Source organism: Thermosynechococcus sp. QKsg1 (genome assembly GCF_031586415.1).
Classification (GTDB): Bacteria; Cyanobacteriota; Cyanobacteriia; order Thermosynechococcales; family Thermosynechococcaceae; genus Thermosynechococcus.
In genome coordinates this window covers 378,294-405,169 of record NZ_CP134200.1, presented here as the reverse complement: position 1 = coordinate 405,169, position 26,876 = coordinate 378,294, and the positions used below count along the sequence as shown (strand labels likewise).

Annotated in this window: 31 protein-coding genes; 13 read left to right on the top strand and 18 right to left on the bottom strand. The window is 51.5% G+C overall.

The features are described from left to right. Positions 1-9: 9 nt before the first annotated feature. Positions 10-909, bottom strand: coding sequence for an Hsp33 family molecular chaperone HslO (gene hslO / locus RHP47_RS02040; protein WP_310840917.1), 900 nt, complete (start codon positions 907-909; stop codon positions 10-12). A 139-nt stretch (positions 910-1,048) separates the two neighbouring features. Here hslO and mazG point away from each other — a divergent pair, with 139 nt between their 5' ends. After that, complete coding sequence (gene mazG, locus RHP47_RS02035) at positions 1,049-2,170, top strand: nucleoside triphosphate pyrophosphohydrolase (protein WP_310841385.1); 1,122 nt, start codon at positions 1,049-1,051, stop codon at positions 2,168-2,170. On the opposite strand, the gene RHP47_RS02030 is transcribed toward mazG, so the two are convergent. Genes RHP47_RS02030 through trxA form a run of 3 tightly spaced genes read right to left on the bottom strand, consistent with a single transcriptional unit; the run spans position 2,167 to position 4,481 of the window. Continuing rightward, a complete protein-coding gene (locus tag RHP47_RS02030; protein ID WP_310840916.1) occupies positions 2,167-3,915 on the bottom strand; it encodes an ABC transporter substrate-binding protein in 1,749 nt (582 codons plus the stop codon). The genes mazG and RHP47_RS02030 overlap by 4 nt on opposite strands. Further along, positions 3,915-4,136, bottom strand: a complete 222-nt coding sequence (gene thiS, locus RHP47_RS02025) for a sulfur carrier protein ThiS (RefSeq protein WP_149817699.1) — start codon at positions 4,134-4,136, stop codon at positions 3,915-3,917. The genes RHP47_RS02030 and thiS overlap by 1 nt, the downstream gene beginning before the upstream one ends. A gap of 21 nt (positions 4,137-4,157) precedes the next feature. After that, a complete protein-coding gene (gene trxA, locus RHP47_RS02020; RefSeq protein WP_149817697.1) occupies positions 4,158-4,481 on the bottom strand; it encodes a thioredoxin in 324 nt (107 codons plus the stop codon). Positions 4,482-4,689: 208 nt separating this feature from the next. Here trxA and psaX point away from each other — a divergent pair, with 208 nt between their 5' ends. Continuing rightward, complete coding sequence (gene psaX / locus RHP47_RS02015) at positions 4,690-4,800, top strand: photosystem I protein PsaX (RefSeq protein ID WP_081711791.1); 111 nt, start codon at positions 4,690-4,692, stop codon at positions 4,798-4,800. Positions 4,801-4,851: 51 nt separating this feature from the next. Here the strand turns inward: psaX and RHP47_RS02010 are convergent, their stop codons facing one another. From RHP47_RS02010 to RHP47_RS01995, 4 genes are all read right to left on the bottom strand, one after another. Then, the gene (locus RHP47_RS02010) at positions 4,852-5,220 is read right to left on the bottom strand and encodes a YccF domain-containing protein (RefSeq protein ID WP_286626378.1); all 369 of its coding nucleotides are present in this window, start codon (positions 5,218-5,220) and stop codon (positions 4,852-4,854) included. Positions 5,221-5,450: 230 nt separating this feature from the next. Continuing rightward, positions 5,451-7,937 carry a dynamin family protein gene (locus tag RHP47_RS02005; protein ID WP_310840915.1) on the bottom strand — a complete coding sequence of 829 codons (2,487 nt, stop codon included), beginning with the start codon at positions 7,935-7,937 and terminating at the stop codon, positions 5,451-5,453. 102 nt (positions 7,938-8,039) lie between these two features. Then, positions 8,040-9,713: a mechanosensitive ion channel family protein gene (locus tag RHP47_RS02000; protein ID WP_302679044.1), complete on the bottom strand. Its 1,674-nt coding sequence runs from the start codon at positions 9,711-9,713 to the stop codon at positions 8,040-8,042. 76 nt (positions 9,714-9,789) lie between these two features. Next, the gene (locus RHP47_RS01995) at positions 9,790-10,524 is read right to left on the bottom strand and encodes a glutathione peroxidase (RefSeq protein WP_310840913.1); all 735 of its coding nucleotides are present in this window, start codon (positions 10,522-10,524) and stop codon (positions 9,790-9,792) included. Positions 10,525-10,771: 247 nt separating this feature from the next. Between RHP47_RS01995 and RHP47_RS01990 the strand changes: the two genes are divergently transcribed. The 3 genes from RHP47_RS01990 to RHP47_RS01980 all read left to right on the top strand — a co-directional run bounded on the left by RHP47_RS01990 (position 10,772) and on the right by RHP47_RS01980 (position 13,554). After that, positions 10,772-11,398 carry a hypothetical protein gene (locus tag RHP47_RS01990; protein WP_149817687.1) on the top strand — a complete coding sequence of 209 codons (627 nt, stop codon included), beginning with the start codon at positions 10,772-10,774 and terminating at the stop codon, positions 11,396-11,398. Positions 11,399-11,460: 62 nt separating this feature from the next. Further along, positions 11,461-11,715 carry a hypothetical protein gene (locus tag RHP47_RS01985; RefSeq protein WP_149817685.1) on the top strand — a complete coding sequence of 85 codons (255 nt, stop codon included), beginning with the start codon at positions 11,461-11,463 and terminating at the stop codon, positions 11,713-11,715. A 21-nt stretch (positions 11,716-11,736) separates the two neighbouring features. After that, on the top strand, positions 11,737-13,554 hold the full coding sequence (locus RHP47_RS01980; protein ID WP_149817683.1) for an HMA2 domain-containing protein: 1,818 nt from the start codon (positions 11,737-11,739) through the stop codon (positions 13,552-13,554). A gap of 18 nt (positions 13,555-13,572) precedes the next feature. On the opposite strand, the gene RHP47_RS01975 is transcribed toward RHP47_RS01980, so the two are convergent. Beyond that, the gene (locus RHP47_RS01975) at positions 13,573-13,749 is read right to left on the bottom strand and encodes a hypothetical protein (protein ID WP_310801617.1); all 177 of its coding nucleotides are present in this window, start codon (positions 13,747-13,749) and stop codon (positions 13,573-13,575) included. A gap of 63 nt (positions 13,750-13,812) precedes the next feature. On the opposite strand from RHP47_RS01975, the gene RHP47_RS01970 reads away from it, so the two are divergent. Beyond that, positions 13,813-13,944, top strand: coding sequence for a hypothetical protein (locus RHP47_RS01970; RefSeq protein WP_255451698.1), 132 nt, complete (start codon positions 13,813-13,815; stop codon positions 13,942-13,944). 199 nt (positions 13,945-14,143) lie between these two features. Continuing rightward, complete coding sequence (gene speY / locus RHP47_RS01965; RefSeq protein ID WP_149817679.1) at positions 14,144-15,307, top strand: homospermidine biosynthesis protein; 1,164 nt, start codon at positions 14,144-14,146, stop codon at positions 15,305-15,307. Here the strand turns inward: speY and RHP47_RS01960 are convergent. Together RHP47_RS01960 and RHP47_RS01955 are read right to left on the bottom strand one after the other, a co-directional pair. Then, positions 15,304-16,050 carry a metal ABC transporter ATP-binding protein gene (locus RHP47_RS01960; RefSeq protein ID WP_149817677.1) on the bottom strand — a complete coding sequence of 249 codons (747 nt, stop codon included), beginning with the start codon at positions 16,048-16,050 and terminating at the stop codon, positions 15,304-15,306. The genes speY and RHP47_RS01960 overlap by 4 nt on opposite strands. Next, positions 16,047-16,985, bottom strand: a complete 939-nt coding sequence (locus RHP47_RS01955) for a metal ABC transporter substrate-binding protein (protein WP_149817675.1) — start codon at positions 16,983-16,985, stop codon at positions 16,047-16,049. Before RHP47_RS01955 ends, RHP47_RS01960 begins: the two co-directional genes overlap by 4 nt. A gap of 190 nt (positions 16,986-17,175) precedes the next feature. On the opposite strand from RHP47_RS01955, the gene RHP47_RS01950 reads away from it, so the two are divergent. From RHP47_RS01950 to RHP47_RS01935, 4 genes are read left to right on the top strand one after another with little or no spacing between them, the layout of a single operon-like run. After that, entirely contained in the window at positions 17,176-18,231 is a 1,056-nt protein-coding gene (locus RHP47_RS01950) for a peptidylprolyl isomerase (RefSeq protein WP_399363169.1), read from the top strand. Between the two features lie 38 nt (positions 18,232-18,269). Further along, positions 18,270-18,728: a pentapeptide repeat-containing protein gene (locus RHP47_RS01945; protein ID WP_149817671.1), complete on the top strand. Its 459-nt coding sequence runs from the start codon at positions 18,270-18,272 to the stop codon at positions 18,726-18,728. Positions 18,729-18,731: 3 nt separating this feature from the next. Next, positions 18,732-18,884 (top strand): hypothetical protein, encoded by a 153-nt coding sequence (locus RHP47_RS01940; protein ID WP_190278162.1) that lies wholly within the window; start codon positions 18,732-18,734, stop codon positions 18,882-18,884. After that, entirely contained in the window at positions 18,877-19,953 is a 1,077-nt protein-coding gene (locus RHP47_RS01935; protein ID WP_286668882.1) for an Era-like GTP-binding protein, read from the top strand. The genes RHP47_RS01940 and RHP47_RS01935 overlap by 8 nt, the downstream gene beginning before the upstream one ends. On the opposite strand, the gene dcd is transcribed toward RHP47_RS01935, so the two are convergent. The 5 genes from dcd to petN all read right to left on the bottom strand — a co-directional run bounded on the left by dcd (position 19,920) and on the right by petN (position 22,993). Next, positions 19,920-20,501, bottom strand: a complete 582-nt coding sequence (gene dcd / locus RHP47_RS01930) for a dCTP deaminase (protein WP_149817667.1) — start codon at positions 20,499-20,501, stop codon at positions 19,920-19,922. The two genes, RHP47_RS01935 and dcd, sit on opposite strands and share 34 nt — an antisense overlap. Before the next feature lie 84 nt (positions 20,502-20,585). Next, positions 20,586-20,918 carry a hypothetical protein gene (locus tag RHP47_RS01925; RefSeq protein ID WP_190278161.1) on the bottom strand — a complete coding sequence of 111 codons (333 nt, stop codon included), beginning with the start codon at positions 20,916-20,918 and terminating at the stop codon, positions 20,586-20,588. 57 nt (positions 20,919-20,975) lie between these two features. Beyond that, the gene (gene argS, locus RHP47_RS01920) at positions 20,976-22,730 is read right to left on the bottom strand and encodes an arginine--tRNA ligase (protein ID WP_310840909.1); all 1,755 of its coding nucleotides are present in this window, start codon (positions 22,728-22,730) and stop codon (positions 20,976-20,978) included. Beyond that, positions 22,730-22,885: a hypothetical protein gene (locus RHP47_RS01915; protein ID WP_300872845.1), complete on the bottom strand. Its 156-nt coding sequence runs from the start codon at positions 22,883-22,885 to the stop codon at positions 22,730-22,732. The genes argS and RHP47_RS01915 overlap by 1 nt, the downstream gene beginning before the upstream one ends. A gap of 18 nt (positions 22,886-22,903) precedes the next feature. Further along, complete coding sequence (petN, locus tag RHP47_RS01910) at positions 22,904-22,993, bottom strand: cytochrome b6-f complex subunit PetN (RefSeq protein ID WP_011056671.1); 90 nt, start codon at positions 22,991-22,993, stop codon at positions 22,904-22,906. A gap of 94 nt (positions 22,994-23,087) precedes the next feature. On the opposite strand from petN, the gene RHP47_RS01905 reads away from it, so the two are divergent. Together RHP47_RS01905 and RHP47_RS01900 are read left to right on the top strand one after the other, a co-directional pair. Further along, positions 23,088-23,555: an ankyrin repeat domain-containing protein gene (locus tag RHP47_RS01905; protein ID WP_310840908.1), complete on the top strand. Its 468-nt coding sequence runs from the start codon at positions 23,088-23,090 to the stop codon at positions 23,553-23,555. Next, on the top strand, positions 23,552-25,336 hold the full coding sequence (locus tag RHP47_RS01900) for a mechanosensitive ion channel domain-containing protein (protein WP_149817659.1): 1,785 nt from the start codon (positions 23,552-23,554) through the stop codon (positions 25,334-25,336). Before RHP47_RS01905 ends, RHP47_RS01900 begins: the two co-directional genes overlap by 4 nt. Here RHP47_RS01900 and RHP47_RS01895 read toward each other — a convergent pair. Then, positions 25,333-25,842 (bottom strand): cupin domain-containing protein, encoded by a 510-nt coding sequence (locus tag RHP47_RS01895; protein WP_310840906.1) that lies wholly within the window; start codon positions 25,840-25,842, stop codon positions 25,333-25,335. The two genes, RHP47_RS01900 and RHP47_RS01895, sit on opposite strands and share 4 nt — an antisense overlap. Beyond that, the gene (locus RHP47_RS01890) at positions 25,823-26,806 is read right to left on the bottom strand and encodes an RNA polymerase sigma factor, RpoD/SigA family (RefSeq protein ID WP_149817655.1); all 984 of its coding nucleotides are present in this window, start codon (positions 26,804-26,806) and stop codon (positions 25,823-25,825) included. Before RHP47_RS01890 ends, RHP47_RS01895 begins: the two co-directional genes overlap by 20 nt. Positions 26,807-26,876: the final 70 nt, after the last annotated feature.

Below are 26,876 nucleotides of genomic sequence, written 5' to 3'. Positions count from 1 at the left end.
AACAAGAGTTTAGACTGAGGCAGTGGCCAACTCCGCAATCAACTGTTCCAACATCGGCTGATCCGCCCAATAGACAGCATTACAGAACTGACAGGTGGCTTCCGCCTTCGCCTCTGTGGCTAGAATATCCTTTAATTCTGCCTCCCCTAGGAGCTTGAGTGCCGCTAGCATCCGTTCATGGGAACAGCCACAGTGGAAGCGCACCATTTGCCGTTGGGGCAAGAGTTGCAAGTCCATATCCCCAAGGAGTTCCTGAAAGATATCTGGCAGTGTCCGCCCCGCCTGTAGCAGGGGTGTAAAGCCCTTGAGATTGGCCACCCGTTGTTCAAGGGTGGCGATCAGGTGTTCATCATTGGCAGCTTTGGGTAGCACCTGTAACATCAACCCACCGGCGGCAGTCACCCCGGCCTCTTCAACAAAAACACCCAACATCAGGGCTGAGGGGGTTTGCTCTGAAGTGGCGAGGTAGTAGGTGACATCTTCGGCAATTTCCCCGGAGACAAGCTCTACCGTGCTGGAATAGGGATAGCCGTAGCCAAGATCGTGGATGACGTAGAGATACCCCTGATGACCCACTGCCGCACCCACGTCCAGTTTGCCCTTGGCATTGGGGGGCAGTTCAACACTGGGATACTGCACATAGCCGCGAACTGTGCCATCGGCACCCGCATCCGCGAAAACCGTTCCTAGGGGGCCATTGCCCTGAATGCGCACGTTCACCCGTGCTTGGGGCTGTTTGAAACTAGAGGCGAGAATTAAGCCAGCGGCCATGGTTCGTCCCAAAGCAGCCGTGGCCACGTAGGAGAGTTGGTGGCGTTGGCGGGCTTCATCGGTGAGTTGAGTGGTAATGACGCCCACTGCACGGATGCCTTCAGCCGCAGCCGTTGCTCGCAACAGAAAATCTGCCATGATTAGCCTAAAGAAATGTTTCGTTACACTTAGTTTATCTCCTTTCAATTGACCCTAAGGGCAGCCACCTGACGGGCAACATTTGGGAGACCCCTAGCAAGAACCTCAGGAAATTGGCGATGATAGGCAAACAATCGTGATGCAGCGTCCAGTGATTGCGCCTATGGCCATGTCCTTAACTGTTTTGTCGGCGGCAACTGTCTTGGCAGAAGCAACAGAATTGCCTGAAGGGGGTCTGATTACGGAGATTCCGACGCTGGCGATCGCCCACCGCTTGGCACACCACCTCCGCCACCACTGGCCTTTAGAGACACCCTTGACACTCATTGACGCCCAACACCAGAGCACACTCCTCACCCTTGGCGAATTAGCAGAACTAACGGAGGCCACCTGCCCGCTACAACTGTATGTGCCACCCCCCCTACCAGAGGTACTGATTCAGTTTCAACGCTTGATTGACGTGGTTCGAGAACTGCGCCATCCTGAGCGAGGCTGCCCTTGGGATTTGCAGCAAACACCCACCACCCTCATTCCCTACGTTCTTGAGGAGGCCTATGAAGTCGTCCATGCCCTTCAAGAGGGAGACACCGGGGCGATCGCCGAAGAATTGGGAGACCTGTTGCTGCAAGTCGTGCTCCAGAGTCAACTGGCCCAAGAAGCCAACCAATTTACCCTTGCCCAGGTCATTCAAGGAATTACCGATAAACTGATCCGTCGCCATCCCCATGTCTTTGGTGAAGTGGCTCTCACCACTGCGCAAGAGGTGCGCGACCAATGGGAGCAAATCAAAGCGGCTGAAAAAGGGACAGAAGAACCTCTCCCCCTGAGTCAAAAGCTGCAACGCTATGCCCGTACCCTGCCCCCCCTGATGGCGGGGATGAAAATTGGTGAGCGAGCTAGTCGCGCTGGCCTAGATTGGCCGACCATTAGCGGTGCGTGGGAGAAATTTTACGAGGAGCTGGCGGAGTTTCAAGAGGCGCTTCTACAAGGGAATGCCGAGCAACAGGCTGCGGAATTGGGAGACCTGCTCTTTAGTGTGATTAACCTCGCCCGCTGGTGCCAACTAGATCCTGTGAATGCCCTGCAACAAACCTACCAACGCTTTATCCAACGCCTCGAACGCATTGAGGCTGCCATCGATCGCCCCCTTGAAACTTACACCCTAGAAGAACTGGAAGCCCTATGGCAACAGGCCAAGGTACAGTTAGCCGCAGACAACCGAACCGAAGTGCCACCGGAGACCAAACCCGAAGAGGCCTAATCCATGGCTGCCATTTCCACTTTCAGTTCATCCAGATTCCACAGGGCACCCCCCAGCGCCGTGGGATTCGCGCCCACCACATGATTGCGAAAAGCCGTGAGGGAGAGGGGATTCACCAAGTAGATAAAGGGGAGATATTCCTGAGCCAGCCGCTGGGCTTCAGCATAGATTTGCTTGCGCTGTTCTAGATTGAGTTCCTGTGCCCCCTGTACATAGAGATCACTAATGCGCTGCTCCCAGTCAGCCACGACTCGACCCGTAATCGGAGGTTGGTTGGGGGCCGGTTGCTGATTGAACGTATGCAAAAGGCCATCCACGCGCCAGATATTGGCACCGCTATTGGGTTCATTGCCACCCCCTGTAAAACCAAGGATGTGGGCTTCCCACTCTAGGGAGTTGGACAGGCGATCTACTAGGGTACTAAAAGCCAAAAATTGCAGATCCACCTGCATCCCGATCGCCCCCAAGTCCTGCTGAATTTGTGTCGCTATCGCCTCACGGATTTTGTTGCCCGCATTGGTAATCAGTGAAAAGCGGACGCGGTTCCCTTGAGCATCAAAGAGGCGACCTTGATTGTCGTAGCGGAAGCCTGCCTCTTGCAGTAATGCCTTGGCTTTGGCCACATCGTAACGGTAGGTGGGCAATCCCTCCTCAGGGGAGAAGTAAAAGGGGCTTTGTACGGGAATCGTTGAGTGTTGGGGCGCCCCTAGGCCTTGGTAGATGTTGTTAATCATCCGCTGGCGATCGAGGGCATAGGCCACTGCCTGCCGGAAGCGGACATCGTTAAACCACGCCGATTTCACCGGATCTACGAGGGGCTTGCCATTGCGGCGACCGCGATTGAGATTAAAACACAAGAAGAGGGTGTTGGGACTCGGTCCACTGTTGTAGATGCGAAACTGGCCGCGCTTTTCTTCCCGCTTGAGGAGGGAAAACATCTCAGGGGTAACGGCAAATAAATCCAGACCGCCTGAGCGAAATTGCAGCATGGCGGTGTCGGTGGATTCCACAATTTGCCAAATAAACCGTTCAAGATGGGGTAGGGGCGATCGCCAGTAAAAGGGATTGCGCCGAAAAATCAGCCGCTGGCTATTCACATAGCGATCCATGACAAAGGGACCATTCCCCACAATCTGCCGTGGATCCGTATCAGTTCCCCACATTGACAAAAACTTCAACCGCCCTTGACTATCCCGTTCTCGTACGGCCTCCCGCAGCAGATGGGCGGGCAAAATCGGCAGACCCGTGTTTCGTAAAAAAGGGGCAAAGGGTTCGGGGAGCTTAAAGGTTACTTGGCGATCGCCTTGGGCCGTCACTTCAGGGAGCAACCCCTTCTGGCCAATGCGCAGAATATCGCGGCTACTGGTGGGAATTTCCGGATTGAAATAGATCTCGTTGTAGGTAAAGACCACGTCCTCACTGGTGAGGGGCATCCCATCCGACCATTTCAGATTCGGCTTGAGTTGAAAGACAATCTCGAGGGTTTCAGGCTTAATTTGCCAAGACTCAGCAAGGGCTGGCTCTAGCTCACCTGTAAGGCCATTTTCTTGAATTAACCCTGTGTAAAGGTAGCCAAAGACATTGGGAGATTCTTGGCTCAGGGCATAGTTAAAGGTTTTTGGGTCTGAGGTGACGGCGGTCACCAATTGGTTGCCACGCGGCGTAATTAGGCCAGCACAGCTTCCGAGGCTGAGGGTGCATAGACAAACCAGTAGCGCAATTAGAGGCCATCGCCACCCGCGCATCAGCCGCCACCGACAATCGTGACAATTTCCAAGCGATCGCCCGCCTGCACATAGGTGGTGTCCCAAAACTGCCGATGCAAAATCTCACCATTGTATTCAATGGCAACAAGGCGGGGATGAATATTGAGCAGGTCACAGAGTTCTGGAATTGAGAGCGATCGCCTCAAGGTGTGAGGAGTGCCATTGACATGGATGACGATCGCTGGCTCAACAGGAACCATAGTGACAAGGGCATATCCAACCTAGAGGAACTGGGCAAGGGTTGCTTCAATTTTGGTTTTGGGTACTGCACCCACCAAAATATCCACCTTTTGACCGCCCTTGAAAATCATCAGTGTTGGGATACTGCGAATACCGTAGTCGGTGGCCACCTTAGAGTTTTCGTCAGTGTTCACCTTGACAACCTTGACCCTGCCCTGATACTCATTGGCAATTTCGTCAACAACGGGAGCCACCATGCGACACGGTCCACACCAAGGCGCCCAAAAGTCCACCAGTACAGGAATATCACTATTTAATACTTCTTCTTCAAAGGTGGCATCCGTGACGGACAATGCACTGGACATAAACAGAACCCTTATAACGAATCAGCAGCCTTAAAAATATACTCTAGCAACCTTTAGGCCACCCTTGGGCTTCGGATTATTTTTTGGTGTTCCAGACCCTAGGCAGTTGCAGCTAGAATTCATTTGAAGTATATCATGCTGTCCCAAGCATCCGAGGGGCTATCGGCGTATAATAAAGTTACCGTTTCCTATCCAGAGGATGTCAACTATGGCAACAAAATCTGCAAAACCCACCTACGCTTTCCGTACCTTTTGGGCTGTGCTGCTGTTGGCCATTAACTTCTTGGTTGCCGCCTACTACTTTGGCATCCTCAAGTAGGACTTCAGAGGAAGGGATGGAGGGGGCACCCTAGCCCCCCATTACTGGTAATCACTTCAACTCACGGCCAAAGGGCAGTAATCCTAAAATCATCAGCTTGAAATGCTGCTGTGCAAAGGGCAGGCCAATAATCGTCACCGCCAAGAGCAACCCCCAAAAGAGGTGATTGAGGGCAATACCCCAGCCCACGACCAAAAGCCACAGGATATTAAAGATCATCGTTAGGGTGCTGTTGGCAGCGGGCGCTTCAACAACTTGCTTCCCAAAGGGCAATAGAGCACTCCAGCCCAGTTGAATGGCTTTAATCCCAAAGGGAATGCCAATGATCGTCAGGCACAGCGTCACACCGCCCAGCATATAGCCAATGCCCGTCAGGAAGCCGCCAAAGATTAGCCAAATGATATTGCCCAGAAGACTCATGATCCGCTGCTCCAAACATTACCTAAGCCTAGCCTAGCAAGTAGCCAGTCGAGGAATTCTGCATAGGCAATCTGAGTCTGGAACCATGACGGTGGCAGTTGTCCAAAATAGGTCATCGCAAACTCAACTCTCACATCCCGTTCACGGTTGTAGCGCTGTTGGGGTGTAAGTGCATTATCTTGGGGGGAAAGGCGCAGGAGTCGCTGCACCCTCTCCGCTGGAGTTTCCTATTATACAGATTCAACCCCAGCTATTTTCTTTAATTCAGTCAGATTATCAATTATCAAATTATTCTGCTGATTTAAGTAATCTAAATCATCTTCATTTCCTTGTCTTTTTTGCTCTATTTCATAACGTTGGCTATTTAAGTATTCTATTGATGTTTCGGAAACTTGTTTTACTGTTTCTTGAATCCTTTCTCTTGAGTCATCTATTATTGCTGTAACCCATCTTGTGATCGCTTCAACAACTTTATTGTTAAATTGAGACGCCCCTAATGATGATTCCCAATTTTCATAAAGCTTGTTAATAATTGTTAGTTTTAAATCTTTGATTTCTTTTATTCTATTGTCACGATCAATACTAGAGCCAGCTGCTGCACCTAAGCCAAACCCAATAGCTGCACCAACCCCTGCAGTTGTAAGGCCAAAGATTAGACCTAGTAAAGCCCCAGTCATTCCTGCCAAGAATGCACCGCCTGCAGCAGCTTCCCCCGTGTCTTTAAGATTGGAAATAGGGATAGATATTCTTTTGGCTATTGACAAGTTTTTCAAAAGATCATCTACATTAGGATAAGATCGAGCAGCTTCAATACTAGTCTTAATACGTTCTGCAATACTCAATTGAGGTAAAATTTCATCTATTTTATGGATCAAGTTATCAAGAGTAATTTGGCTGTAGGAGTTAGCAAAGTTTTCGAGAGTGGAGCGATGGGCTTGAATGAGAAACCTAGTTCGTTCTTGACAAGCTTCTTCTATATCAGAACTAAGTACAATAATGGCTCCCTCAATTGCCTTCCTTACTTGGTTAATTGTTTGACTTTTTATGTTGTCATCCGCATCTAAAACATTAATTAGAATGTCGATGCTTTTGTCAATAACTTCACTAAGGTTTTGGCAATTTTGAAGAACACGATTGAATAGATGGGGTTGAAGAATTTGCCTTAAATTATCGTATGACTTAGGTAAACTATGGCTATCATAATTTCTAGAGCCTCTCAAGTATTGATTTACAGGACTTAAAATTTCAATTGATAGATCTGTCTTGACTTCACTTGGAAAGTCAATTGTTTTAGTAACATTTCCTTGACACTGCTCAGGAAGTCTTAACTCTTTTATCTTGCTTCTTTTTTCAGTTTCAGTACTTTTAGATATCATCACATTACTTAACTGATTTAGTTTGTTACTGAATTCTTCAAAAGTTTCTTCTATCTTTTTTTGAATTTCTTTCTGTTTGGTTTCGATTTCTTGCTTTTCTTCTTCAATTTCTTCAATTGAGATTTTACGTTTAATTTCAAGAGCAGTACCTATCTCTGCTTGAAGATTTTTAGATTTGTTAATGAAATCTAATAAAATGGGTGCAAGAACACTTTGCCGAAATGATGACTGACAGTATTTACTTAAAGTTTGCCAAAATATCTTGCTGCCACTTATATTCAAGGCATAGTCTAAAAGTTTTTTAGATTCTTCTGATGTAAGTGCTGTTTTACGACGAGATTTCCGTCTTAGATCATCATAGAAATTAGCTATTTCTTCATTATATTTTTCTTCTCTTGTAAAAATGTTTGCACAATCATGCAGCAGGTTTTCTAGAATATCCAATTGATAGGCTGATTCTGAGTAAGCATGAATTAGCTGTGCATAGTAGAGGAATAGTGCTGTCATTGGAATGATTTCAGGTGGTGTGCCTAGCCCTAGGGTTGTTTGTATTTGTGCCTTCAAGTTCTGAATGCGCTTTTCTATTGAGTCGTCTTCACTCGTACGGCTATCTATCTTATTTAGAATGAAAATCATCATTTTGGGGTCTCCCCCAAACCACTCTACAATGTCTTTTAATTCTTTAAGAAGCGTTTCCTGTTTATCACTATCTGTTTCTTGATAATTAATTGTAACGATACTAAAGCAGCCTTTGATGGTATCCTGAATAAGCTTTAAGTTTTTTTGATCGTTAATTGATTCCAAGCCAGGTAGGTCAAGAATTTCGATGTTCACGCTCTCTGGTAGTCCAATTTTTAAGCGATCTATGACTGGCAAAATTGGGCAATAGACCTCAATTTCAGGGAAGGGAAGGTCGGACTCTACTTTTTTTCTTTCATGGTAACGAGTCATGCACTCCTTAATCTTACTGTAGATATCCTCATCAGTGAGGTTTTGCCAACCAATCGTGGGATTAATGACTAATCTATTTTGAAGGCTGTGATGAATGCGTAAAATTCCTGCACTCATTTGCTGTGCTTCAATTGGCGCAATTCTACGACCAATAAGGGCATTAACAAGGGTAGATTTACCTGAAGATGTAGTGCCAATAGTAGCAATGCGAAAGGTGGGATGTTCTAGCCGTTCTTTGGCTTCGGTGTAGGTATCGTAAAACTGTTGGAGTATTGCCTGTAAGTGAGGCTGGTTAAGAATTTGTGGATCGCGTTTAGTAATCTGGTTAACAGCAGTATCTACAGCCTTGAGGTGTTCGAGAGCAGCCTCCAAAAGACTAGAGATTTCCATGGTAGCAGTGAAGTACAACTAGCAATTTTGCTTGATTCTAGCACAGGATTTTTGGGATTGCCATCCAGTTTTAGAGTTTGTTAACGGATTCAATGACTTGAGCTATTTCGGTAGCGTAATGCGGAAGCCGGGGGGGAGATAGTCATCCCCTAAGTAGTTGCTGGGAATCGTGCTGGTGTTGCCATCCCGCAGTGCCAAGTAGCTTGGTGACATGATTTCGATACCCGCTTCGTTGCAGGCGTCTTGGAGGTTTTGATGCAATTCAGAAATGGTATAGCGTAGCCCCTTCCAGTTACGGGTGTAAACATTCAGCTCATAGGCGATGTGGTAGTCATTGAGGGCAATTTGCAACACAAAGGGGGCAGGATCATTGAGGATGTTTGTAGTGCGGCGACCCGCCTCAATCATGGCTGCATAAACGTCGCGCCAAGGGACATCATAGCCAAGGGTAATCGTAGTTTGCAAAATCAAGGGCTGACCCATTTCCCGAATGGCTACAGCGTAATTGATGACTGTGCTGTTGAGCAGTGACGAGTTGGGAACTGTAATCACTTGATTATTGAAGGCACAAATACGGGTGACAAGGAGCGTTTTTTGTACCACAATCCCCTTAACATCGCCGATTTGAATGAGGTCGCCCACCTGAAAGGAGCGAGTATAGATGAGAATGACGCCACCCACCACGTTGGCGATCGCCGAGGTGGAACCCAAGGAAAAGAGAATCCCCAAAAACACAGAAATACCTCGGAAGGCTGGGGAGTCAAAGCCGGGTAAGTAGGGAAAGACAACGACTGCCGCCAAAGCAATAATTAAAATTTGCAGCAGGTTGTAGGTGGGTTTTGCCCAATCGGTGTAGAAGCCCGGAATGACCAAACGCTCGGTTTCAAGGGCATAAAAAATCGCCCGCACCCCTTTCAAGATGTAGTAGGTGATAGCCACAATGACGGCGATCGCCACCAGATTAGGCAGATAGTTGCCAATACTCGTGAGAATAAATTCAAGGGAACCCAAGAAGTGATTGAGAAAATTCTTGCCAAAGGCGCGTGTCCAAGGAAAGAGATTGAAAACAAACGTCAGGTACAGATAGAGGATAAATAGCAGCAGCGCCAACCGCGTAAACTGCAATATCCGCAATAGCCAAAGCTCAACCGTTTCCTGAGAAATAATCTCAAAATTTTGCAGGCGTAAAGGGGGAATCCGCTCGCCACCCCAGCGGCTTACCGGCGGGAAAATCTTACCGGAGATGCGAATAATCACTGAACAGAGGATCAGGGTGAGAATCGTTGTTAAAACTGCAAAAACAGTATTTTTGAGCAGGTTTTGGGGAACGCGATCTTGGCGATAACGGGTAATGGCCTCACGAATGCGCTGGGCAAGTTCAATCGCTATTTCTTCTTGCGTTTCTAGGCGATCGCCCACATCGGCTTTTGTAATGGTGACGAGCGGGCGGTTGTCTTGAACCACGCTGACATTGTCGCGATCGCCCACTCTTTTGATGGTAATGCTCTCAACGGGAATATCTTCATCCTCTGCCACTTGCAGGATACGGCGTTGAATCGCTGCCGCCCGTTCCTCGGGGGTAAAGGAGCCAATGCCTTCACGCACCTCAAACAAAACTTCGCCATCGAGGATCACTAGGTATTCCTGAATCTCAGCCGCCGCTGGGGGTACTTGGGCATCTTGCGCCATTAAAGGCCACTGTGCCTGCCCCACCACCAGTAAAAAAGTGAACAATAGGCACAGGAAAAAGCGTGTCCAAAAGCGTGGCTTTGTCATAGATGGCGGGGATGCAGGCAGTTCATTCTCCATTTTTGGGTGAAATCCTTGCCTGCCGCTGCTTTAGCGAAGATCCTTAACAATTGGTCGCTAGGTACTCTGCCAGTGCCTCCGAACCGCCAATGTATTGGCCGTCAATAAAGACTTGAGGAACCGTTGTTGCCCCTGTCACTGCTTGGAGCGATCGCAGGCTAGCCGCCTCACCGATGACAATCTCATCGTAGTGAATACCCTTTTGCGCAAGCATGGTTTTGGCGTTGGCGCAGTAGGGACAGCCCCGCTTCGTAAATAGGGAAACACATTGCTGCTTGTAGCCGGGGTTGAGATAGCAGAGCATCGTTTCCGCATCCGAGACCTTAAAGGGGTCGCCGGGTTCTTCGGGTTCAATGAACATTTTCTCGATGACGCCATCCTTCACCAGCATTGAATAACGCCAAGAGCGCTTGCCAAAGCCAAGGTCTTCCTTATCGACAAGCATTCCCATGCCCGCGGTAAACTCACCATTACCATCGGGAATGAGGCGCACATTCTCGGCTTGCTGGGTTTTGCCCCACTCATTCATGACAAAGGCATCATTCACGGAAATGCAGAGGATATCATCCACGCCACAGTTACGAAATAGGGGTGCTAATTCGTTGTAGCCGGGGAGATGGGTTGAAGAACAGGTAGGGGTGAAAGCGCCCGGCAAAGCAAACACAACAACGGTTTTGCCATTGAACAAATCATTGGTGGTGACATTGACCCATTGATCGCCTTCACGGGTGCCAAAGGTGACTTCGGGAACACGTTGCCCTTCACGGTTGGGTAGCATGGTGGAGTCCTCTACATAACCTTACTTCCTAAAGTGTAATCGTTATGACTTTGATTTGTCAAGCGACAATGGCTCGTTTTTGATCTCAGGTGCTCCCCTCTAACCTAGGAAGTGATCTACAGCCTTCTGATAGGGTCTCCTGATTGACAGGCTATTTGGAAAACTTTGTGGTTTGACTCAAGTTTGCTATCGTACAGGTAGACTTACTCAGCGTACGATTACGACCACAACCTTTGGCGAGCTTCTGATGGAAGAACTGCTTAAAACCAGCCAAGAATTAGCTGAACTGTTCCCTGACGGTGCGATTTTTATTGGCGGAATCGCAGTTTATCTGCATAGCAAATCCCAAGGTCTATTGCATCTTGCTGAAAGCAGTCATGATGGAGACTTCTACATCTCCCTTATTGATTTTGCAGATTTACGAGATTTGGAAGAGATCACACCAAACCGGCGCTTAAATAAGTATCAGCTCATTAAGAATGGATGGGAATTTGATGTCTATGTTGAAAGAAATAATCATCTCGCTATACCCTTTTGTGAGGTCAATGCAGAAAAAATAGTTATTGATAATTTGCCCTGTGCGTGCTTAGAGCATCTATTAATTCTTAAGTTAGATGCTTATTCTGACAGGTTTCATTCATCAAAAGGCGATAAAGATAAGCGAGATATTATTCGCATCTTAAACATGATGAAAAGTCCAAGAATTGATATTTTGAAAAACTACTTAGATCAAGAAAAAATAAAACTTATTAAATTGGCAATTAGTGATAATTCAAAGTATCTAGAAATGTGCAAAAACAATTCTCAACAAGCAAGTGCATTACGTAAGTCAACACAGAAAAATAGTCAAATTTTGCTCGATTTAGAAGTATGAGAAAACTATATCGCGTTTTTATACCACCGCCAAAATATGAGAAAAGGTGTTACTCCTATGAAATGATTTATACACTTGAGGAAATATGTGAAAAAGCGGGCTACAAATTAAAAGTAACAGGATGCCTAACACCGAAAATAATTTTAGCAGAAAAAGAAAATACAATTGCTTTTGATCGAGAGGGAAATCCAATCTATATCGTAGATGTTAGAGGTATTGATTTGTCGAGACCTGAAGGGTGGGAAATGATTTTGGAAACATTAGCCTATGGCTTTATGGATTACGCCACACGAGAAACGGTGCGTCACCGGTCTTGATTGAACTTCACGGGAGCGTTGATGGAGCAGCAAATTGTCCATGCCACAACAGGACGGGTGCGCTTTCGCGTGCCGCGTGTGCAGCGAGATTCGGCCTACGGAGAGTTATTGGTGCAGTTGCTGGAGTCTTTGGCCATTGTCGAGCGGGTACGGCTCAATCCCCAAGCGGCAACGGTGGTGGTGGAGTATCAACCCCATTTGCTCCATGAAGCGGCGGTCTATGAAAGTTTGAATCACTGTTTTCAGCAAGCCATGGTGGCCATGCCGCAGCCCTTGCCGGATAGTGCGGCTCCTGCGGATGCGATCGCCCTTGAAGATTACGAAGCACAAGTAGAGGCCGATGCTCGCCTTGAAAGCGATTGGGAACGCTTGGGACTGCCCTTGGTGGCCTTGGGGGTCTCGCTCCTCAGTGTGCCCTTGGAATTGCCCTTCGCGGTGGTTGGGGCTACGGTCTTGGCCAGTGCTTGGCCTTGGTTTCAGCGGGTGGGGCATCAGATGTATCAGGGACATCCCCCCAATGTGGATTTGCTCGATAGCCTCTGGATGGCACTGCATACCGTCAATGGCCAGTTCTTAGCGCCTGCCTTGAAGACTGCCCTAGTGGGGGTACGGGCAGACGTGCGCGATCGCCAGCGACGACAACAGTTGCATCGATATCCCAGTGTCTTGATGGCTCACTACGAACACCTGACGGTGGAACGCCAAGGACATTCCCTGACGATTGAAAGTCAGGAGTTACAAGTGGGAGATCTCCTGTGGCTGCGGCCGGGGGATGTTGTGCCCGTAGATGGCAGTGTTGTTGCTGGATTGGCGGAAGTGGAGCCTGCCCATTTTGAATTCTCTCGACAGGTGCGGGTTTGTCGCCCCGGCGATGCTCTCTATGCCGGCTGTCAAATCCTGACAGGACAAGTCCAGCTGCGGGTGATGCGCACCGGTTGGCAAACGCGCCTTGGTCTCATTACGGATCTGCTACACACTGAACCGGTCTATGACAGTGCTCTTGCTCACCAACAGGGGGAATTTGCCCGCCATGCGGTGCTGCCAACCCTTGCCCTCAGTGGTGCCCTCTGGTTGGCTACGGGAGCCTATGGGCCAGCGATCGCCCCCCTACAATTTGACTTTGGCAGTGGTGTGCAACTGTCGCTGCGGACGGTAATGCTCTCGGCGCAGGTATTTGCTGTGCAACAGGGGATCTATTTACCCACCGCTGGTACCTTAGAGCAACTGGCACAACTAGAGAGCTTGGTGATTGATGCTCGCGCAGGTCTTCCCCAGCCCGAACGGGCACAAATCCTGATTCAGCAATTGCGACACCTTGGCCTTCATATCTATCTGCTGCAAGATCAAGGCTCGCCCCTTGAGGGCACCACCGATCTCACGAGCGATCGCCTCACCGATCTGCAGGCCTACCTCGTGGGTAAGCGGCGGCGGGTGGGTTGGATTAGCTTTGGTGAAACCTGCTCCTGTCCTGAATCCACATGGCTACCGATTCGCTGGCAGCCCCCTACCTTTGCCCCCAATGCCAAAGTGGTCGTTCTCTTGGATGGCGACTGGTCTGCCCTTGGCCGTGGCATGGCCATTGCCCGCGATGCCCTAGAGCGCACCTATCAAAATGTCGCCTTGATTTCTCTACCCAATTTAGCCGTTACCTTTGGCGGCATGTTTTTGGGCTTGCATCCTGTGGTCAATGTCGTCACCAACAACGCCACTGCCTTTATGGCCGAGTTTTGGCAGGGAAACTCACCCCAGTTTCGTACCGCCCTATTGCCAAGTACACCAACGACCGTCCCCCTGCAACCGCTGCCCCTAGAATCCCCGCAACTAGCGGTGGCCTTATAGAGCGAGGCTATCAAAGCGTCAATAGCGCTGCTTCAAGAAGGTGAGCAGCGACCAAAGTCCTGTAAACCAACTGGCAATCGCAAGGATTAAGAAAATTCCCCCCGGCAGCATCGTCAGCCAACCAGTTCCTCGCAAGAGGTAGAGAATGAGGAAGACGGTGAAACAAGTACCAAAAGCATAATAGGCACGGCGCACGGCAAATTAGGTAATGAAGTGTTATAGTGATCTCGTAATGTAAGGGCATGGGACTTGTCAACAGTGAAACAATTGACGTTGATGGGCTATCCCAACATCACCACTTGGTATCTCGAAATGGGGTTGCGCCAACGGCGAGCAGCCATCCCTGCACTCTCGGTTGTGGATAATTGCGAAGGACCGAGTATGAGCTGATCGGCCTGCAAGTGTTCACCCCTGTGTGAACTGGGTCGATCAGAAGTGTTGAGCGTGTTCATCACTGTTACTGCACTTCAAGTTTTTAACAACTTCAACCCATTAGACACCCCTCAGCGGGTCTAGTCATGTTGCGGTTAGGAATGTTCCTGACTGGGCGGCTGCCCCTGCTGTGGAATTAGCTTGCGAGGAACGACCAATGTCTGCATTTGCTACCCCCATTACCCCTGCGCCCATTCCCGACAATATCACCTTAACAGAACTTATTGATAAATACTTTACCGCCTACAACTCGGCACGCTTGCGGGAAATCTGCCAACTTCTGAGCCAACGGGTCTTCCAGCCAGAAGTGACGGTTGGCCTCAGCCTCTCAGGGGCGATGACCCCCACGGGATTGGGCATCTCTGCCTTAGCGCCTTTAGTGCGGGCGGGATTTGTTGATTACATTATTAGCACTGGGGCAAACCTCTACCACGATATTCACTATGCCCTCGGCATGGATCTCTATGCGGCGCATCCTTTTGTCGATGATGTGCAACTGCGCAAGGAAAGCAAAATCCGCATCTATGACATTATCTTTGACTACGATGTGCTCCTTGAAACTGACGCCTTTTTGCGGCAAGTGCTGCGCAGTGAAACCTTCCAACGCCGCATGGGCACCGCCGAGTTTCACTATCACCTAGGGCGCTATGTCCGCGAACTGGAAGTGCAGCGGGGACAAACCCATTCCTGTCTCTTGGCCACGGCCTATGAGTGTGGGGTGCCCATTTACACCTCCTCCCCCGGTGATAGCTCCATTGGTATGAATGTGGCGGCGATCGCCCTCGAAGGGTCGAAACTGATCATTGACCCCGCCATTGATGTCAATGAAACCGCTGCGATTGCCTACTTTGCCCGCGAAGCCGCTGAAGGAAATGGTAAGAGTGCCGCTCTCATTATTGGTGGCGGGAGTCCGAAAAACTTCCTGCTGCAAACCCAGCCACAGATCCACGAGGTTTTGGGATTAGAGGAACGGGGGCACGATTACTTTATTCAGATTACCGATGCGCGGCCGGATACGGGTGGCCTCTCGGGCGCTGTGCCCAGTGAAGCCGTCAGTTGGGGCAAGGTGGATCCCCAAGGGTTGCGGGATACCGTGGTCTGCTACACCGATAGCACGATCGCTCTTCCCATCCTTACCGCCTACTGCCTCAATCGCTGTCAACCCCGTCCCCTCAAACGCCTCTACGATCGCCGCGGCGAAATGGTCGAACGCCTCCAACAGCTCTACCTGCAAGCGCAACTTCAGCACAAGGTGAAAGACCTGCCCCCTGCAGCACCTGTAGCCACCTATCCCTGTGGTACACCGATTCGTCGGGGCTAGTCACAGCGGCGGGGGATCCGCAGGGATCCCTCGAAGGCTCGCGCGAGATTTTCAGGGGTAAAGACCTCACTGGTGCGGCCATAGGCTAGGATGCTGCGGTTCACCAGCACCACCTGATCACAAAAGGTGGTAATCGAGGAGAGATCATGAGTGGAGATGAGAATTGTGTGCCCCTTCTCCCGCTCCGCCATGAGGAGATCAATAATCAGTTTCTCCGTTTTTACATCCACACCCGCAAAGGGTTCATCCAAGAGCAACACCTGTGCTTCTTGGGCAAAGGCGCGGGCAAGGAACATGCGTTTCTTTTGTCCGCCGGAGAGTTCGCCAATTTGGCGGTGCCGCAGAGGCCACAATTCCACCTGTTCTAGACTTTCCCCTACCCGCTGGCGATCGCGCGCGGTTGGTTGGCGCAGCCAGTTCATTTTGCCATAGCGCCCCATCATCACGACATCCCAGACCCGCAGCGGGAACTGCCAATCGACATCTTCACTTTGGGGTACATAGGCCACAAGGGACTGCCGTTGTACCTGCTGTCGGGGTAAGCCATGAATGCGTACCTGACCTCGGATCGGCTTGACAAACCCCATGATGGCCTTGAAAAGGGTGGATTTACCAGCCCCATTCATCCCCACGACCCCACAGATCGTGCCGGCGGGCAGTTGCAGCGTTGCCCCATGGAGGGCAAGATGGCGATGATAGGCCACCGTCACATCTTGTAAATCAATGGCAGGGCTAGAAATCATGAGGCTGTCCTCCCGGTAAGACCGCGAATCAGGGTGTGGATGTTGTAGCGCAGGAGTTCAAGATAGGTGGGTGCATTGCCCTCAGGGGGCGATAGGGAATCCACATAGAAAATGCCGGCAAAGGTAGCGCCAGACTCCCGTGCCACCTGTTGTTGCGGACCTGCATTAACCGTACTTTCGCAAAAGACAGCGGGAATCTGTTGCCGTCGCACAATGTCAATCACCCGTGTCATTTGTCGCGGCGTCCCTTCCTCATCGGCATTCACAGGCCAGAGATAAACTTCTGTGAGGTTGTAGTCCCGTGCTAAATAGGAGAAAGCGCCTTCACAGGTGACGATGTAGCGTTTGTTGGCGGGGAGGGCTGCTAGGGCTTGACGTAGCTCTTGATCAAGGGCGCGAATTTGGGCTTTATAGGCTGCGGCGTTGGCGGCATAGATCTCCGCGCCAGCAGGATCGAGCTCTGTGAGCGCTTTGCGAATGTTGTCAACATAAATCAGGGCATTTTGGGGTGACATCCAAGCATGGGGGTTGGGTTGTCCGCGGTAGGCATCCTCTTGAATGGGAATGGGGGTAATCCCCTCTGTGAGCGTGACGCGGGGCACATTCGGTAGGCTGCTGTAGAAGCGATCGCCCCAGCGTTCGAGGCCAAGGCCATTTTCTAAAATGAGGGCGGCTTCCTGTCCCCGCACCAAGTCACTGGGAGTAAATTCATAGCTGTGGACTTCCGCTCCCGGTTTAAGGAGGGATTCCACCCGCAGGCGATCGCCCGCCACCTGCTGCGCCATATCCGCAAGGACTGTAAACGTGGTCAGCACCAAGGGGCGTTCATCCCGGTCGGTTTGCATTTGACCAGTTGTTTCCCGCTGCTCAGGCGCAAGAGCGGCACATCCCCCCACTACGAGTACTCCCACCAATAACCAACTCAGTTTCCGCATTGCATTTTCATAATCCTTTCATAATTCTCAGGCTAACACAGAAGCTTCAAGAAAATGAAATAAAAATGAAAAGCTCCCCCTTGGAGGGCGATCGCCCCGTCCGATACACTGAGGGGAGACGAAGTCATGGGAAAAAACGGTGAAACGACGCAAACGCTGGCTCGCTCTTTTGGTGATACTGCTCCTCTGGTTGGGAACCTTCCTGCTGCCGCCGCTGGCGATCGCGCTGCCTGTTGAACATCCGTTAATTGCTGCCCTGCCCCAAGGGAATGCCATTACTGATCCCAAAGCGCTGCTCCGTTGGGCCTTACCGATTGACAATCCAACGGTACGAGAACTGCAAAAGGATCTGGAACAAATCTCTTTTTGGGTGCGGGGCAAACAGTGGTCAAAAATTGCCAGTAACATCAGCAAGGCGAAAGCCATTGTTCGCGATCGCGCCGATGAACTGCTCAAAAGTATCCCTGCCGAGAAACAGGCGGCGGCCAAAACCCTCTTGGCGGAGTTAGAGACCTCCCTCGATACACTTCAGGAAGCCGCCAAAGCCAAAGATCGCAGCCAACTCTTACCCGCTAAAGCCGCTGCCCTCGACAAAGTGGGGGACTTGGAGGCCATGATGGTACAAAACGTGAGCTATACGCCTCCCAAGGGCTACGAGAACCTGCCGCGATTGCTGGGCCGTGCCACCGTGGAAATGGAAACCACTAAGGGGAACCTGACGATTGTTGTCGATGGTTACAGTGCCCCCCTGACCGCCGGCAACTTTGTGGACTTAGTACAACGCCACTTCTACGATGGCCTCCCCTTTACCCGTGCTGAGGAATCCTATGTGCTGCAAGCAGGGGATCCCCCAGGGCCAGAGGTGGGCTTCATTGACCCCAAAACCCAGCAGTACCGTGCCATTCCCCTTGAAATTCTGGTGGAGGGCGACAAGTATCCCCTCTATGGCATCACCCTTGAGGATGCAGGGCGTTACTTAGAACATCCCGTGCTCCCCTTTTCCGCCTATGGCACTGTCGCCTTGGCGCGTCCCAACGATGATCCCAATGGTGGCTCGTCACAATTTTTCTTTTTGCTCTTTGAACCCGAACTGACGCCCGCCGGCCTAAATCTCTTGGATGGTCGCTATGCCGTCTTTGGCTATGTCGTAGAGGGAGAAGAAACCCTGCGGCAATTGCGCCAAGGAGATAAAATTCTCTCGGCTAAGGTGGTGGAGGGCCTTGAAAATCTGATACAACCGGCGTAGGTTAGGATGTCCAGTATAGACACCGTTGAGAGAGTGCGATGATTGTCAAGGTTGCGCCTGCCCTTTGCCTGCTCCTAGTCAGTACCCCTGCTTGGGCTGCCAATCCAGCCCATTTAGAACAACTGCGGCGCACGGGCAACTGCCCCAACTGTGATCTCAGCTATGCCCGCTTGCGGGGTCGGAATCTTCAGGGAGCGGATCTGCGGCGGGCAAACCTCAATGCTGCCAATTTACGCGGTGCCAACCTGAGCAGCGCCAACCTCAGCGGGGCTGTCCTCAATAATGCTGATTTAACGAAGGCCAATCTCACCAATGCCAACCTCAGCGGGGCAAGCCTACTCATCACTCGTTTGGATCGAGCCATTCTCGTGGGGGCGAAGTTAGTGGATGCGATTCTCGGGGGGCGCGATCGCCTAGCACGGGTACGGACATTCCGCGATGCCACCTTGCTCAATGGTCAAAAGGCGCTCTTTCTCGAAGAACCAACTGGCCGCTAGCCTATGGGGATTGCGATCGCCAGCTTTATTATTTTGTTCCTGCTCAGCGAAGCCGTATTGCACCTACGGCAGTGGGTAATTCCCTTTCCTGTCGTCTTAATTGCTGCGGTTGGTTTAGTGGTGGCCTCCAATTGGTCGCTCCTTCGCCGTGAGTAGCCTCCCTATCCTAGACATAACGGCTAAATGTCTAGAGGAACTCCTCGCGTGGCATCAGGTGCACCATCCGCAATTGAGTGCCCAATGGCAGCCCCTCTATGAGTTGCGCGATCGCCTCCACCAGAGCGCATGGCACATTGTTGTCTTGGGTCAAGTGAGCCGCGGCAAGTCCGCCCTTTTGAATGCCCTCTATGGCGAAGCGATTTTTCCCGTGGGCGCCCTTCATGGCACGACTCAATGGCCGCGAACGGTTCGCTGGCACTGTCAAGATCAAATCGTCGATCTCACTGATACCCCTGGGCTGGATGAAGTAGCGGGTAGTAACCGCGAAAGCATGACATGGAGTGCCGTTGAGACTGCCGATCTTGTCCTTTTTGTGACCCAAGACAGCCTTACCCCCGTCGAATGCCAAGCCCGCGATCGCCTAAACACCCTTAGGATTCCCCACAAGCTGATTCTCACCAAGGCGGATCTCTACCCGCCAATGGCCGAAGGTATTGCCGTGAGCAGCACAACAGGTCAGGGCATTCCAGAACTGCGACAGCTTCTTCAGCAGTGGTTACAACAGGAGGCTCCCCAAGCCCGTGCCCTGCGAATTCTCCACCAAGCCAGCCAAGTTGAACAGAACCTCGGGGCAGCTCTTGGCAGGCAAGACACGTCGGCATGGTCTTGGTTAACCGCACAGATGGTGGGTAGCCTGCTGCTGCCGGGGGGATTTTTCGATGTCGTGCTGGCGATAATCAGTACCCTTGCCTATATCCGCAAAGCGTGCCAAGCCTATGCCGTGCCCTTTCCCCTACCGGCCTTTGGGAGTCTGAGTCAGTTTGTCTTACTGTGGTATGCGGCGATTTATCTTTCTAGTTGGCAAGGCTTGACCTTCGGCAGTGAACTCTGGGGAGTCAATACGACTGTTGTCCTCCAGGGGGGAGTGATCTTCTGGGGCTACCAACAGATTCGCCGCCGCCTAGACCCCTATCTTCAGCAGGGCTATCAATGGGGACACCATGGACCCCAACGGCTGTTGCAGCAACTCACTCAAACCCGTGCCAATGTGACGGCCTCCGGCTGATCTTGGTATTTGCCCCGCCGCGTTTCATAACTGACATCGCAGGGTTCACCCTCAAAAAAGAGCAATTGCACCACTCCCTCATTGGCGTAGATGCGACAGTCTGCACTGGAAGAATTTGAGAATTCTAAGGTCAGATGGCCTCGCCAGCCCGCCTCTGCCGGTGTCAGGTTAGCAATAATCCCCGCACGGGCATAGGAGCTTTTACCAATACACAGAACCGTGACATTTTCGGGAACCTGTAGGCGTTCTAGCGCCACCCCAAGACCGTAGGAATGGGCGGGCAAAATAAAGAAGGCACCATTGGCATCTTCATGGAGGGGGGCAAATTCTAAATTGGCAGGATTAAAGTTCTTCGGATCCACCACCGTCCCCGGCACATGGCGAAAGATACGAAACTCCTTCGGGCTGAGGCGAATATCGTAACCGTAGGAAGAAAGGCCAAAACTAATCACGGGCTGCTCAGCCACCCGCCGCACCAGTGTCGGTTCAAAAGGCTGAATCATGCCCTGAGCCGCCATGGCCCGAATCCAAATGTCATTTTTAATCATTGTGCTGTCGCGATCGCACAAACAACCAATGTATCTTACAGCCCTTTTCCCATGAATAGAACACGCTCAACACTGTGAAGAGACTTAACGCTTTGCTTCCCACTGACCCCAGCGATAGCCGAGTTCAAACCAGATCAGCGAATTGACAAAATAGATCGCGACCACCGTTAACCCTTGCCATAGTTGACCCAACTCAGGCCAAAGCCACGGCAACAGAACAAATCCAGCGGCGAGACCAATGAGGAAGCCAAGACCTGTTCCCCCTGCCATGACAAGCATGATGAACAAGCCCCCCAGTTCTAGCTTGCTAGGCAACTCGCGGCGAAATAGCCAAAAATAAAACTGCATGAGGTAGAGATGCGGCCACGTCAGCAGGAAGATAACCGCCAGTAAGAGACTAGAGAATAGGCCTCCCACACTCTAGAAAATTCCAGAAACAACAGTGGTGCTGCGCCCCAGTATAGCGAGAAGGCGCTAAATCCGATCCAAAACCCGAATCCCCAGTAGGGATAGCCCTAGCTTCAGGGTCTGAGCAGTGAGATAGGCGAGGGTCAAGCGGGATTGCTTCGTTGGCTCAGTTGCCGAAAGGATGGGACAGCGATCGTAGAACTGGTTAAAAAGATGGCTCAGTTCAAAGAGGTATTGGCAGAGGCGGTTGGGCAATAGCTCAGCGCTCACAAGGTCAAGGGTTTCCTCCAGTTGCACAAGGTGCTTGGCCAAGTTTTGCTCGGTCTCATCCTCTAGGAAGAGGGGGGTATCTGGTGAGAGGGTGCGCCAATCAATGTCGCCGCGCCGTGTCAGTCCTTGGACACGCACATAGGCATAGAGCAAATAGGGAGCAGTATTCCCCTGTAGGGAGAGCATCTTGTCGTAGCTAAAGACGTAGTTACTGTTGCGGTTTTGGCTAAGATCTGCGTATTTGACAGCACCGATACCGATCGCCCGTGCCACGGTGTCAATGAATTCTGGAGATTCACTACGGCCTTCACTGGCAAGGCGCTGTTCTAAATCCGCTCGACTGCGGGCGATCGCCTCCGTCAACAAATCCATCAGGCGAATCGTTTCCCCAGAACGGGTTTTCAAGCGTTTGCCATCTTCCCCCAACACTAAGCCAAAGGGGACATGGGTGAGGGTGACATGGGGCGGCACCCAACCCGCGCGCTGCGCCACTTGAAAGACTTGGGCAAAGTGGGTGGACTGCCCAACATCGGTGACGTAAATAATCCAGTCCGCCTGATCCTTTTCAATGCGATAGCGCAGGGCAGCTAAATCCGTGGTTGCGTAATTGTAGCCACCATCGGACTTTTGAATAATCAAGGGCTGGGGTTGCCCCTCTTTGTTTGTAAAACCCTCTAGGAAAACGACCTTTGCCCCCTGATCTTCCACGAGGAGGCCGCATGCGGCTAAGTCCTCAATCACCGCGGGCAGAAAGGGATTGTAGAAGGACTCTCCCCGCTCCGTAAGCTGAATATCTAGCAGATCGTAGATCTTTTGAAACTCGCGGCGGGATTGCTCACACAGAAGTTGCCAAGCGCGGCGACTGTGTTCTTCCCCCTGCTGCAGCGCCACCACCTGCTGCCGTGCCTTTTGTTGAAAGTTTGGATCGCTGTCAAAGCGTTGCTTGGCCTTTTTGTAGAATGTCACCAAGTCGCCCAAGTCAAGGACATTGGCAGTCGTGAGGGCGTCGGGATAAACCTCCTCAAGGTAGGTAATGAGCATGCCAAACTGTGTCCCCCAGTCCCCCACATGGTTGAGCCGCAGGACATCGTGGCCTTGAAATTCAAGAATGCGGGCAATGCAGTCACCAATAATCGTGGAGCGCAGGTGACCCACGTGCATTTCCTTGGCAATGTTAGGGCTAGAAAAATCAACCACCACCCGGCGTGGCTCTTGTGCTGGCGGAATCCCCAAGCGATCGCTCCCAATAGCGGCTTGCAGGCTGCACGCCAGAAAGTCCGGCTTGAGACGAAAATTGAGAAAGCCCGGGCCAGCAATTTCGACGGGTTGACAGAGATCCTCAACGTTGAGATGTGCCACCACCTCTTGGGCTAGCTCACGGGGTGCTTTGCCCACCTGCTTGGCGAGGCTCAGGCAAACATTGGATTGATAGTCGCCAAACTTGGGTTGACTGGCCGGCAGCAGGAGCGGCTGGGGATAGGTATCTAAAGGAAGTGCGGTTTGCAGAGCACTGAAGAGGCGATCGCCCAAAAGTCTTAGAGGAGCAACCATTAACGTTTGCGCCCCCGCCGTTGTTGTTTTTGCTCCGCTTGCAGCCGCCGGCGATCGCGCCACTCCGCAAAAGTCAGATAGCCAATGCCACCAGTGACGACAATCAGCAGCAGCAAGGCCACCAGAACCAGAAGATCCGCCAATGAAACCGTCATTGCCCCAGTCCTAGGTGGCTACATGCCGTGGCGACCCCACACCACAAAGGCGATCGAGAGCGTAAAGACACTGAGAACACCCACCCAACCGAGCGTGATAATATCCATTGCATGCGATCCTAAACTCAATGCAGACCTCATTTTAACTCAGATAGATTATCTTTTCTTTATTAGAGGCAGGCTACAGGCAATGACGCAGGGGATGACAGCAATTGAAACCGCCATTGAGCAAGGAGACCTGACCGCTGTCCAGGAGGCGATCGCCAGCGGTATCGAGATGAAAACGGAAGCGCTGGCACTGGCAGCAGAACTGGGGCACACTGAAATTGTCAATGCCTTGATTGCCGCAGGCGTCGATGTCAACCAAGGGGACAGCGAGGGGTGGACACCATTGATGGCTGCTGCCGGCGGTGGACATACCGCCATTGTGGAGAAACTGCTAGCCGCCGGTGCCAATGTCAATGCTCAAACAGCCTTTGGTCTGACCCCATTAATGGCCGCAGCCGCTAAGGGACAAACAGCTACGGTCAAACAACTGATTGCAGCAGGTGCAGATCTCAACGCCAAGGATCAGAATTCTTGGACAGCTTTGGTGTGGGCGCTGGATGGGAAACATGCCGACGTGGTGGCAGTCATTAAAGCCGCTCGCGCACAATCTTTAGGACCATGATTAAGTACCTCAGTTTATTTTTAGCAGCAGCCCCTTCAAGTATTCTCATTGCTCAACTGGCGCGAACTCAACGGCTGCGGGTCGCGTTCATTGAAGCGGCTCAAATTGTGGGGATTGTCGGCATTGCGATTCTCACAGACTGGCTCCTGCTGAACTTGGGGATTCATCAACTGCAACAGCGGCTTGACCAAAAAGCCAGCCAACAATCCCAGCCTTGGCTCTCCCTTGGCGCTAGTCTATTGCGCCTGACGCTGCGGATTTTACTCTGGGCACTCGTTTTATCTTGGATTCTGCAATCGGTTCAAAGTCTTTCCCCTTGGCATGAGCGCATCGATAGCACAATTCAGTTTCTCCTCGAACGGGTGGCCGTGGTGTTTAACACCCCCTTTATGGAGTTGGGGCGCACCAAGGTCACGCTGAACTTTCTCTTCCTAATTCTCTTTTTGTCCCTCGCGGTGATTTTTATCTCCCGCTGGGTGAGCGAGTGGCTCAAGAGTCGGGTTCTCATGCAGTTGCGGGTGGATCGCGGTAGCCAAGAAACCATCACCCGTGTGGTTAGCTATAGCCTCAGCTTTATTGGCTTTATTGTTGTTCTGCAAACCGCGGGCATTGACCTTAGTTCCCTGACGGTGTTGGCGGGGGTCTTGGGGATCGGTTTTGGTTTTGGTTTGCAAACCCTCGCCAGTAACTTTATTAGCGGTTTAGCGATTTTGTTCGAACATCCGATTAAAGTCGGAGATTTTATTGAAGTGGATGGCCTGCTGGGCACGGTGGAGAAAATTTCAATTCGCGCTACGATTATCCGCACCAACGATAGCCAGTACGTGATTGTCCCCAACAACCGCTTTATTGAAAAGAACGTCGTTAACTGGAGTTACGGTAGTCCCGATAGCCGTATCCATATCCCTGTGAGTGTCGCCTATGGCAGTGATACAGTTCTGGTGACCGAAGCACTCCTCAGTGCCGCCCGTCAGGATCCGCGCGTCCTGCTCACCCCACCCCCCAGCGTTTGGTTTCGCGGTTTTGGCGAGAATGCCTACCTCTTTGAATTGCTGGTGTGGATTAACCGCCCCCAAGATTCTGAACCCATTAAAAGCGCCCTCAATTTTCTCATTGAGCAGGAATTACGGCAGCGGCAGATTGAAGTGCCTTTTCCCCAGTTGGATTTGCGGTTGCGCGACTTGGGGGAACTGCGCTCCTTGGCTCATTACTACCACCGTTCTGTGGCCAGTGTGCCCGAAACCGCAGCGGTGAGTGAGCCAGTAGCTCCTGAAATGGTCAAAACCGAACCCTCCCTTGCTGATTTACTGCGCAATATCAGTTGTTTCTCTCGCTGCTCCAATGCGGAATTGCAAATGCTGATTGAGTTGGGCAATCGTCAATTTTATGGTGTCGGGGAAATTATCTGCTCTGAGGGCGATCCGGGGGATGCCTTTTACATTGTCCTTGAGGGATCCGTGGAAGTCCGCTCCGAGCACCTGAATCAGATTTTAGCCACCCTCTATGAGGGGGAGTTTTTTGGTGAAATTGCCGTGCTGACGGGGATGCCGCGATCGGCCACGGTGCGAGCCTTGGAAGAAACAGTTCTATTTGTGGTGCATCGTTCAGCCGTACAGCGACTGCTGCAAGCCCAACCCCAATTGGCGGAAGATATTGCCCACGAGCTAGCGGCACGACAACAGGTTCTTCAAGAACTCGGCCTCGTGAACTCCCAAGAAATCAAAAGCCTGCCCCCCTTGCAGTGGATTCGTCGCCGTTTGCAAACGCTCTTTAATGTCTAGGGCGTCAAGCGTTCAATTAATCTCTGGTGCTGAGGAAACTGCTGCTGCAATTGCTGGCGATCGCCCAATTCAAAATCGCGAAAGTCAAATCCCGGCGCCACCGTACACCCCACAAGACTAAAACTGTCTGGCGCATCCACCGTTGCTCCAAACCATGCCCCCGCTGGTACCACCTGTTGCCATTGCTCCCCCTGATCGATATTCATCCCCAAGCGCAGGGGCTGATACTCGCCCGTTGGTAGAATCACATAAATCGTTAGGCTACTGCCCGTGTAAAAGTGCCACAGTTCATCACTGGCAATGCGGTGCAGTCGCGAACAAGCCGTGGAGGGGAGCAAAAAGTAAATACTCGTACAGTAGGCGCGATCGCCCCCCTGAAAGCCTGAAGGCAAAACCGCGGCGGGAAGCCTCCCTGCTGAGCGATAGACCTCACGGAAATAGCCCCCCTCTGGATGGGGTTGCAGATCAAGTGCCTCAATCCACGCCTTAGCTGGCCAAGTATTCATACATTTGCTGCCGCCGCCGCCGCAGGTGATCGAGGGCTTGCCGCTCCAGTTGCCGCACCCGTTCACGGCTGAGGTTGAGTTGCTCACCCACCTTGGCAAGGGACAGTTCTTGGCCATCCCCCAAGCCGTAGCGCAGGGTGAGGACTTGCCGTTGTTGCGGGGTGAGTTCCGCCAGCCACAGGTTGACATCATCGCGGAGGGACTCCACCGTGGTAAATTGCTCTGGCGAAAGACTATCATCCTCGAGCAGTTCACCGAGTTCAGTGTCCTGATTGTCCCCAACGCGCAGATCAAGGGAAACGGGTTGGCGCGCAAGGGTCAGGTATTCACGGATTTGCTCCGGTTCGAGTTCTAGGGCTGCTGCCACCTCAGCAGGGGTGGCACTCCGTCCCAATTTTTGCGCCAATTCGCGTTGGGTGCGTTTGATCTTGTTCAGCTTCTCGGTAATGTGGATGGGCAGCCGAATTGTCCGCGCCTGTTGGGCGATCGCCCGCGTAATGGCCTGACGAATCCACCAGTAGGCATAGGTAGAGAACTTATAGCCCCGCGTGGGATCAAACTTTTCCACACCGCGTTCAAGGCCAAGGGTGCCCTCTTGCACCAAGTCCAGCAATTCAAGGTTGCGTTTTTGATACTTCTTGGCCACCGAAACCACCAGCCGTAGGTTGGCTTCAATCATTTTTTGCTTGGCGCGTTCGCCGCGCTTAAGGAGATTGCGCAATTCCGTCGGCGTGAGATGAGAGGCCGCCGCCCATTCTTCAAAGGTTGGTTCACGTCCCAGTTCTTTGGTGAGAGCCTCGCGTTTTTCCCGCAGTGCCATCATTTGCTGTACCTGTTTACCCAGAATAATTTCCTGCTCATGGGTCAGCAGCGGCACGCGCCCAATTTCCTGTAGGTAGGTGCGCACCATATCGGTGCTAACAGTGGGTGTAGGGGATGGGGTTTTGGAAGCGGAGTTCATCATAGCGGCTCAGATTCTAAACAGTATTTGGCAAGGAAGAATGTAGATAAAAGATTTATCGCGATGAAGATGA

Bases quoted from the DNA above. Each gene is read 5' to 3' on its own strand.
- RHP47_RS01905 (WP_310840908.1), top strand. From the start codon at position 23,088: ATGACAGCAATTGAAACCGCCATTGAGCAAGGAGACCTGACCGCTGTC.
- RHP47_RS01945 (WP_149817671.1), top strand. From the start codon at position 18,270: ATGATTGTCAAGGTTGCGCCTGCCCTTTGCCTGCTCCTAGTCAGTACC.
- RHP47_RS01895 (WP_310840906.1), bottom strand. From the start codon at position 25,842: ATGAATACTTGGCCAGCTAAGGCGTGGATTGAGGCACTTGATCTGCAA.
- psaX (WP_081711791.1), top strand. From the start codon at position 4,690: ATGGCAACAAAATCTGCAAAACCCACCTACGCTTTCCGTACCTTTTGG.
- RHP47_RS02030 (WP_310840916.1), bottom strand. From the start codon at position 3,915: ATGCGCGGGTGGCGATGGCCTCTAATTGCGCTACTGGTTTGTCTATGC.
- mazG (WP_310841385.1), top strand. From the start codon at position 1,049: ATGCAGCGTCCAGTGATTGCGCCTATGGCCATGTCCTTAACTGTTTTG.
- hslO (WP_310840917.1), bottom strand. From the start codon at position 909: ATGGCAGATTTTCTGTTGCGAGCAACGGCTGCGGCTGAAGGCATCCGT.
- RHP47_RS01990 (WP_149817687.1), top strand. From the start codon at position 10,772: ATGGAAGAACTGCTTAAAACCAGCCAAGAATTAGCTGAACTGTTCCCT.
- RHP47_RS01980 (WP_149817683.1), top strand. From the start codon at position 11,737: ATGGAGCAGCAAATTGTCCATGCCACAACAGGACGGGTGCGCTTTCGC.
- trxA (WP_149817697.1), bottom strand. From the start codon at position 4,481: ATGTCCAGTGCATTGTCCGTCACGGATGCCACCTTTGAAGAAGAAGTA.
- RHP47_RS01960 (WP_149817677.1), bottom strand. From the start codon at position 16,050: ATGATTTCTAGCCCTGCCATTGATTTACAAGATGTGACGGTGGCCTAT.
- RHP47_RS02010 (WP_286626378.1), bottom strand. From the start codon at position 5,220: ATGAGTCTTCTGGGCAATATCATTTGGCTAATCTTTGGCGGCTTCCTG.
- argS (WP_310840909.1), bottom strand. From the start codon at position 22,730: ATGGTTGCTCCTCTAAGACTTTTGGGCGATCGCCTCTTCAGTGCTCTG.
- RHP47_RS01940 (WP_190278162.1), top strand. From the start codon at position 18,732: ATGGGGATTGCGATCGCCAGCTTTATTATTTTGTTCCTGCTCAGCGAA.
- RHP47_RS02005 (WP_310840915.1), bottom strand. From the start codon at position 7,937: ATGGAAATCTCTAGTCTTTTGGAGGCTGCTCTCGAACACCTCAAGGCT.
- RHP47_RS01890 (WP_149817655.1), bottom strand. From the start codon at position 26,806: ATGATGAACTCCGCTTCCAAAACCCCATCCCCTACACCCACTGTTAGC.
- petN (WP_011056671.1), bottom strand. From the start codon at position 22,993: ATGGATATTATCACGCTCGGTTGGGTGGGTGTTCTCAGTGTCTTTACG.
- RHP47_RS02000 (WP_302679044.1), bottom strand. From the start codon at position 9,713: ATGACAAAGCCACGCTTTTGGACACGCTTTTTCCTGTGCCTATTGTTC.
- RHP47_RS01995 (WP_310840913.1), bottom strand. From the start codon at position 10,524: ATGCTACCCAACCGTGAAGGGCAACGTGTTCCCGAAGTCACCTTTGGC.
- dcd (WP_149817667.1), bottom strand. From the start codon at position 20,501: ATGATTAAAAATGACATTTGGATTCGGGCCATGGCGGCTCAGGGCATG.
- RHP47_RS01900 (WP_149817659.1), top strand. From the start codon at position 23,552: ATGATTAAGTACCTCAGTTTATTTTTAGCAGCAGCCCCTTCAAGTATT.
- RHP47_RS01955 (WP_149817675.1), bottom strand. From the start codon at position 16,985: ATGCGGAAACTGAGTTGGTTATTGGTGGGAGTACTCGTAGTGGGGGGA.
- RHP47_RS01985 (WP_149817685.1), top strand. From the start codon at position 11,461: ATGATTTATACACTTGAGGAAATATGTGAAAAAGCGGGCTACAAATTA.
- RHP47_RS01915 (WP_300872845.1), bottom strand. From the start codon at position 22,885: ATGACGGTTTCATTGGCGGATCTTCTGGTTCTGGTGGCCTTGCTGCTG.
- speY (WP_149817679.1), top strand. From the start codon at position 14,144: ATGTCTGCATTTGCTACCCCCATTACCCCTGCGCCCATTCCCGACAAT.
- thiS (WP_149817699.1), bottom strand. From the start codon at position 4,136: ATGGTTCCTGTTGAGCCAGCGATCGTCATCCATGTCAATGGCACTCCT.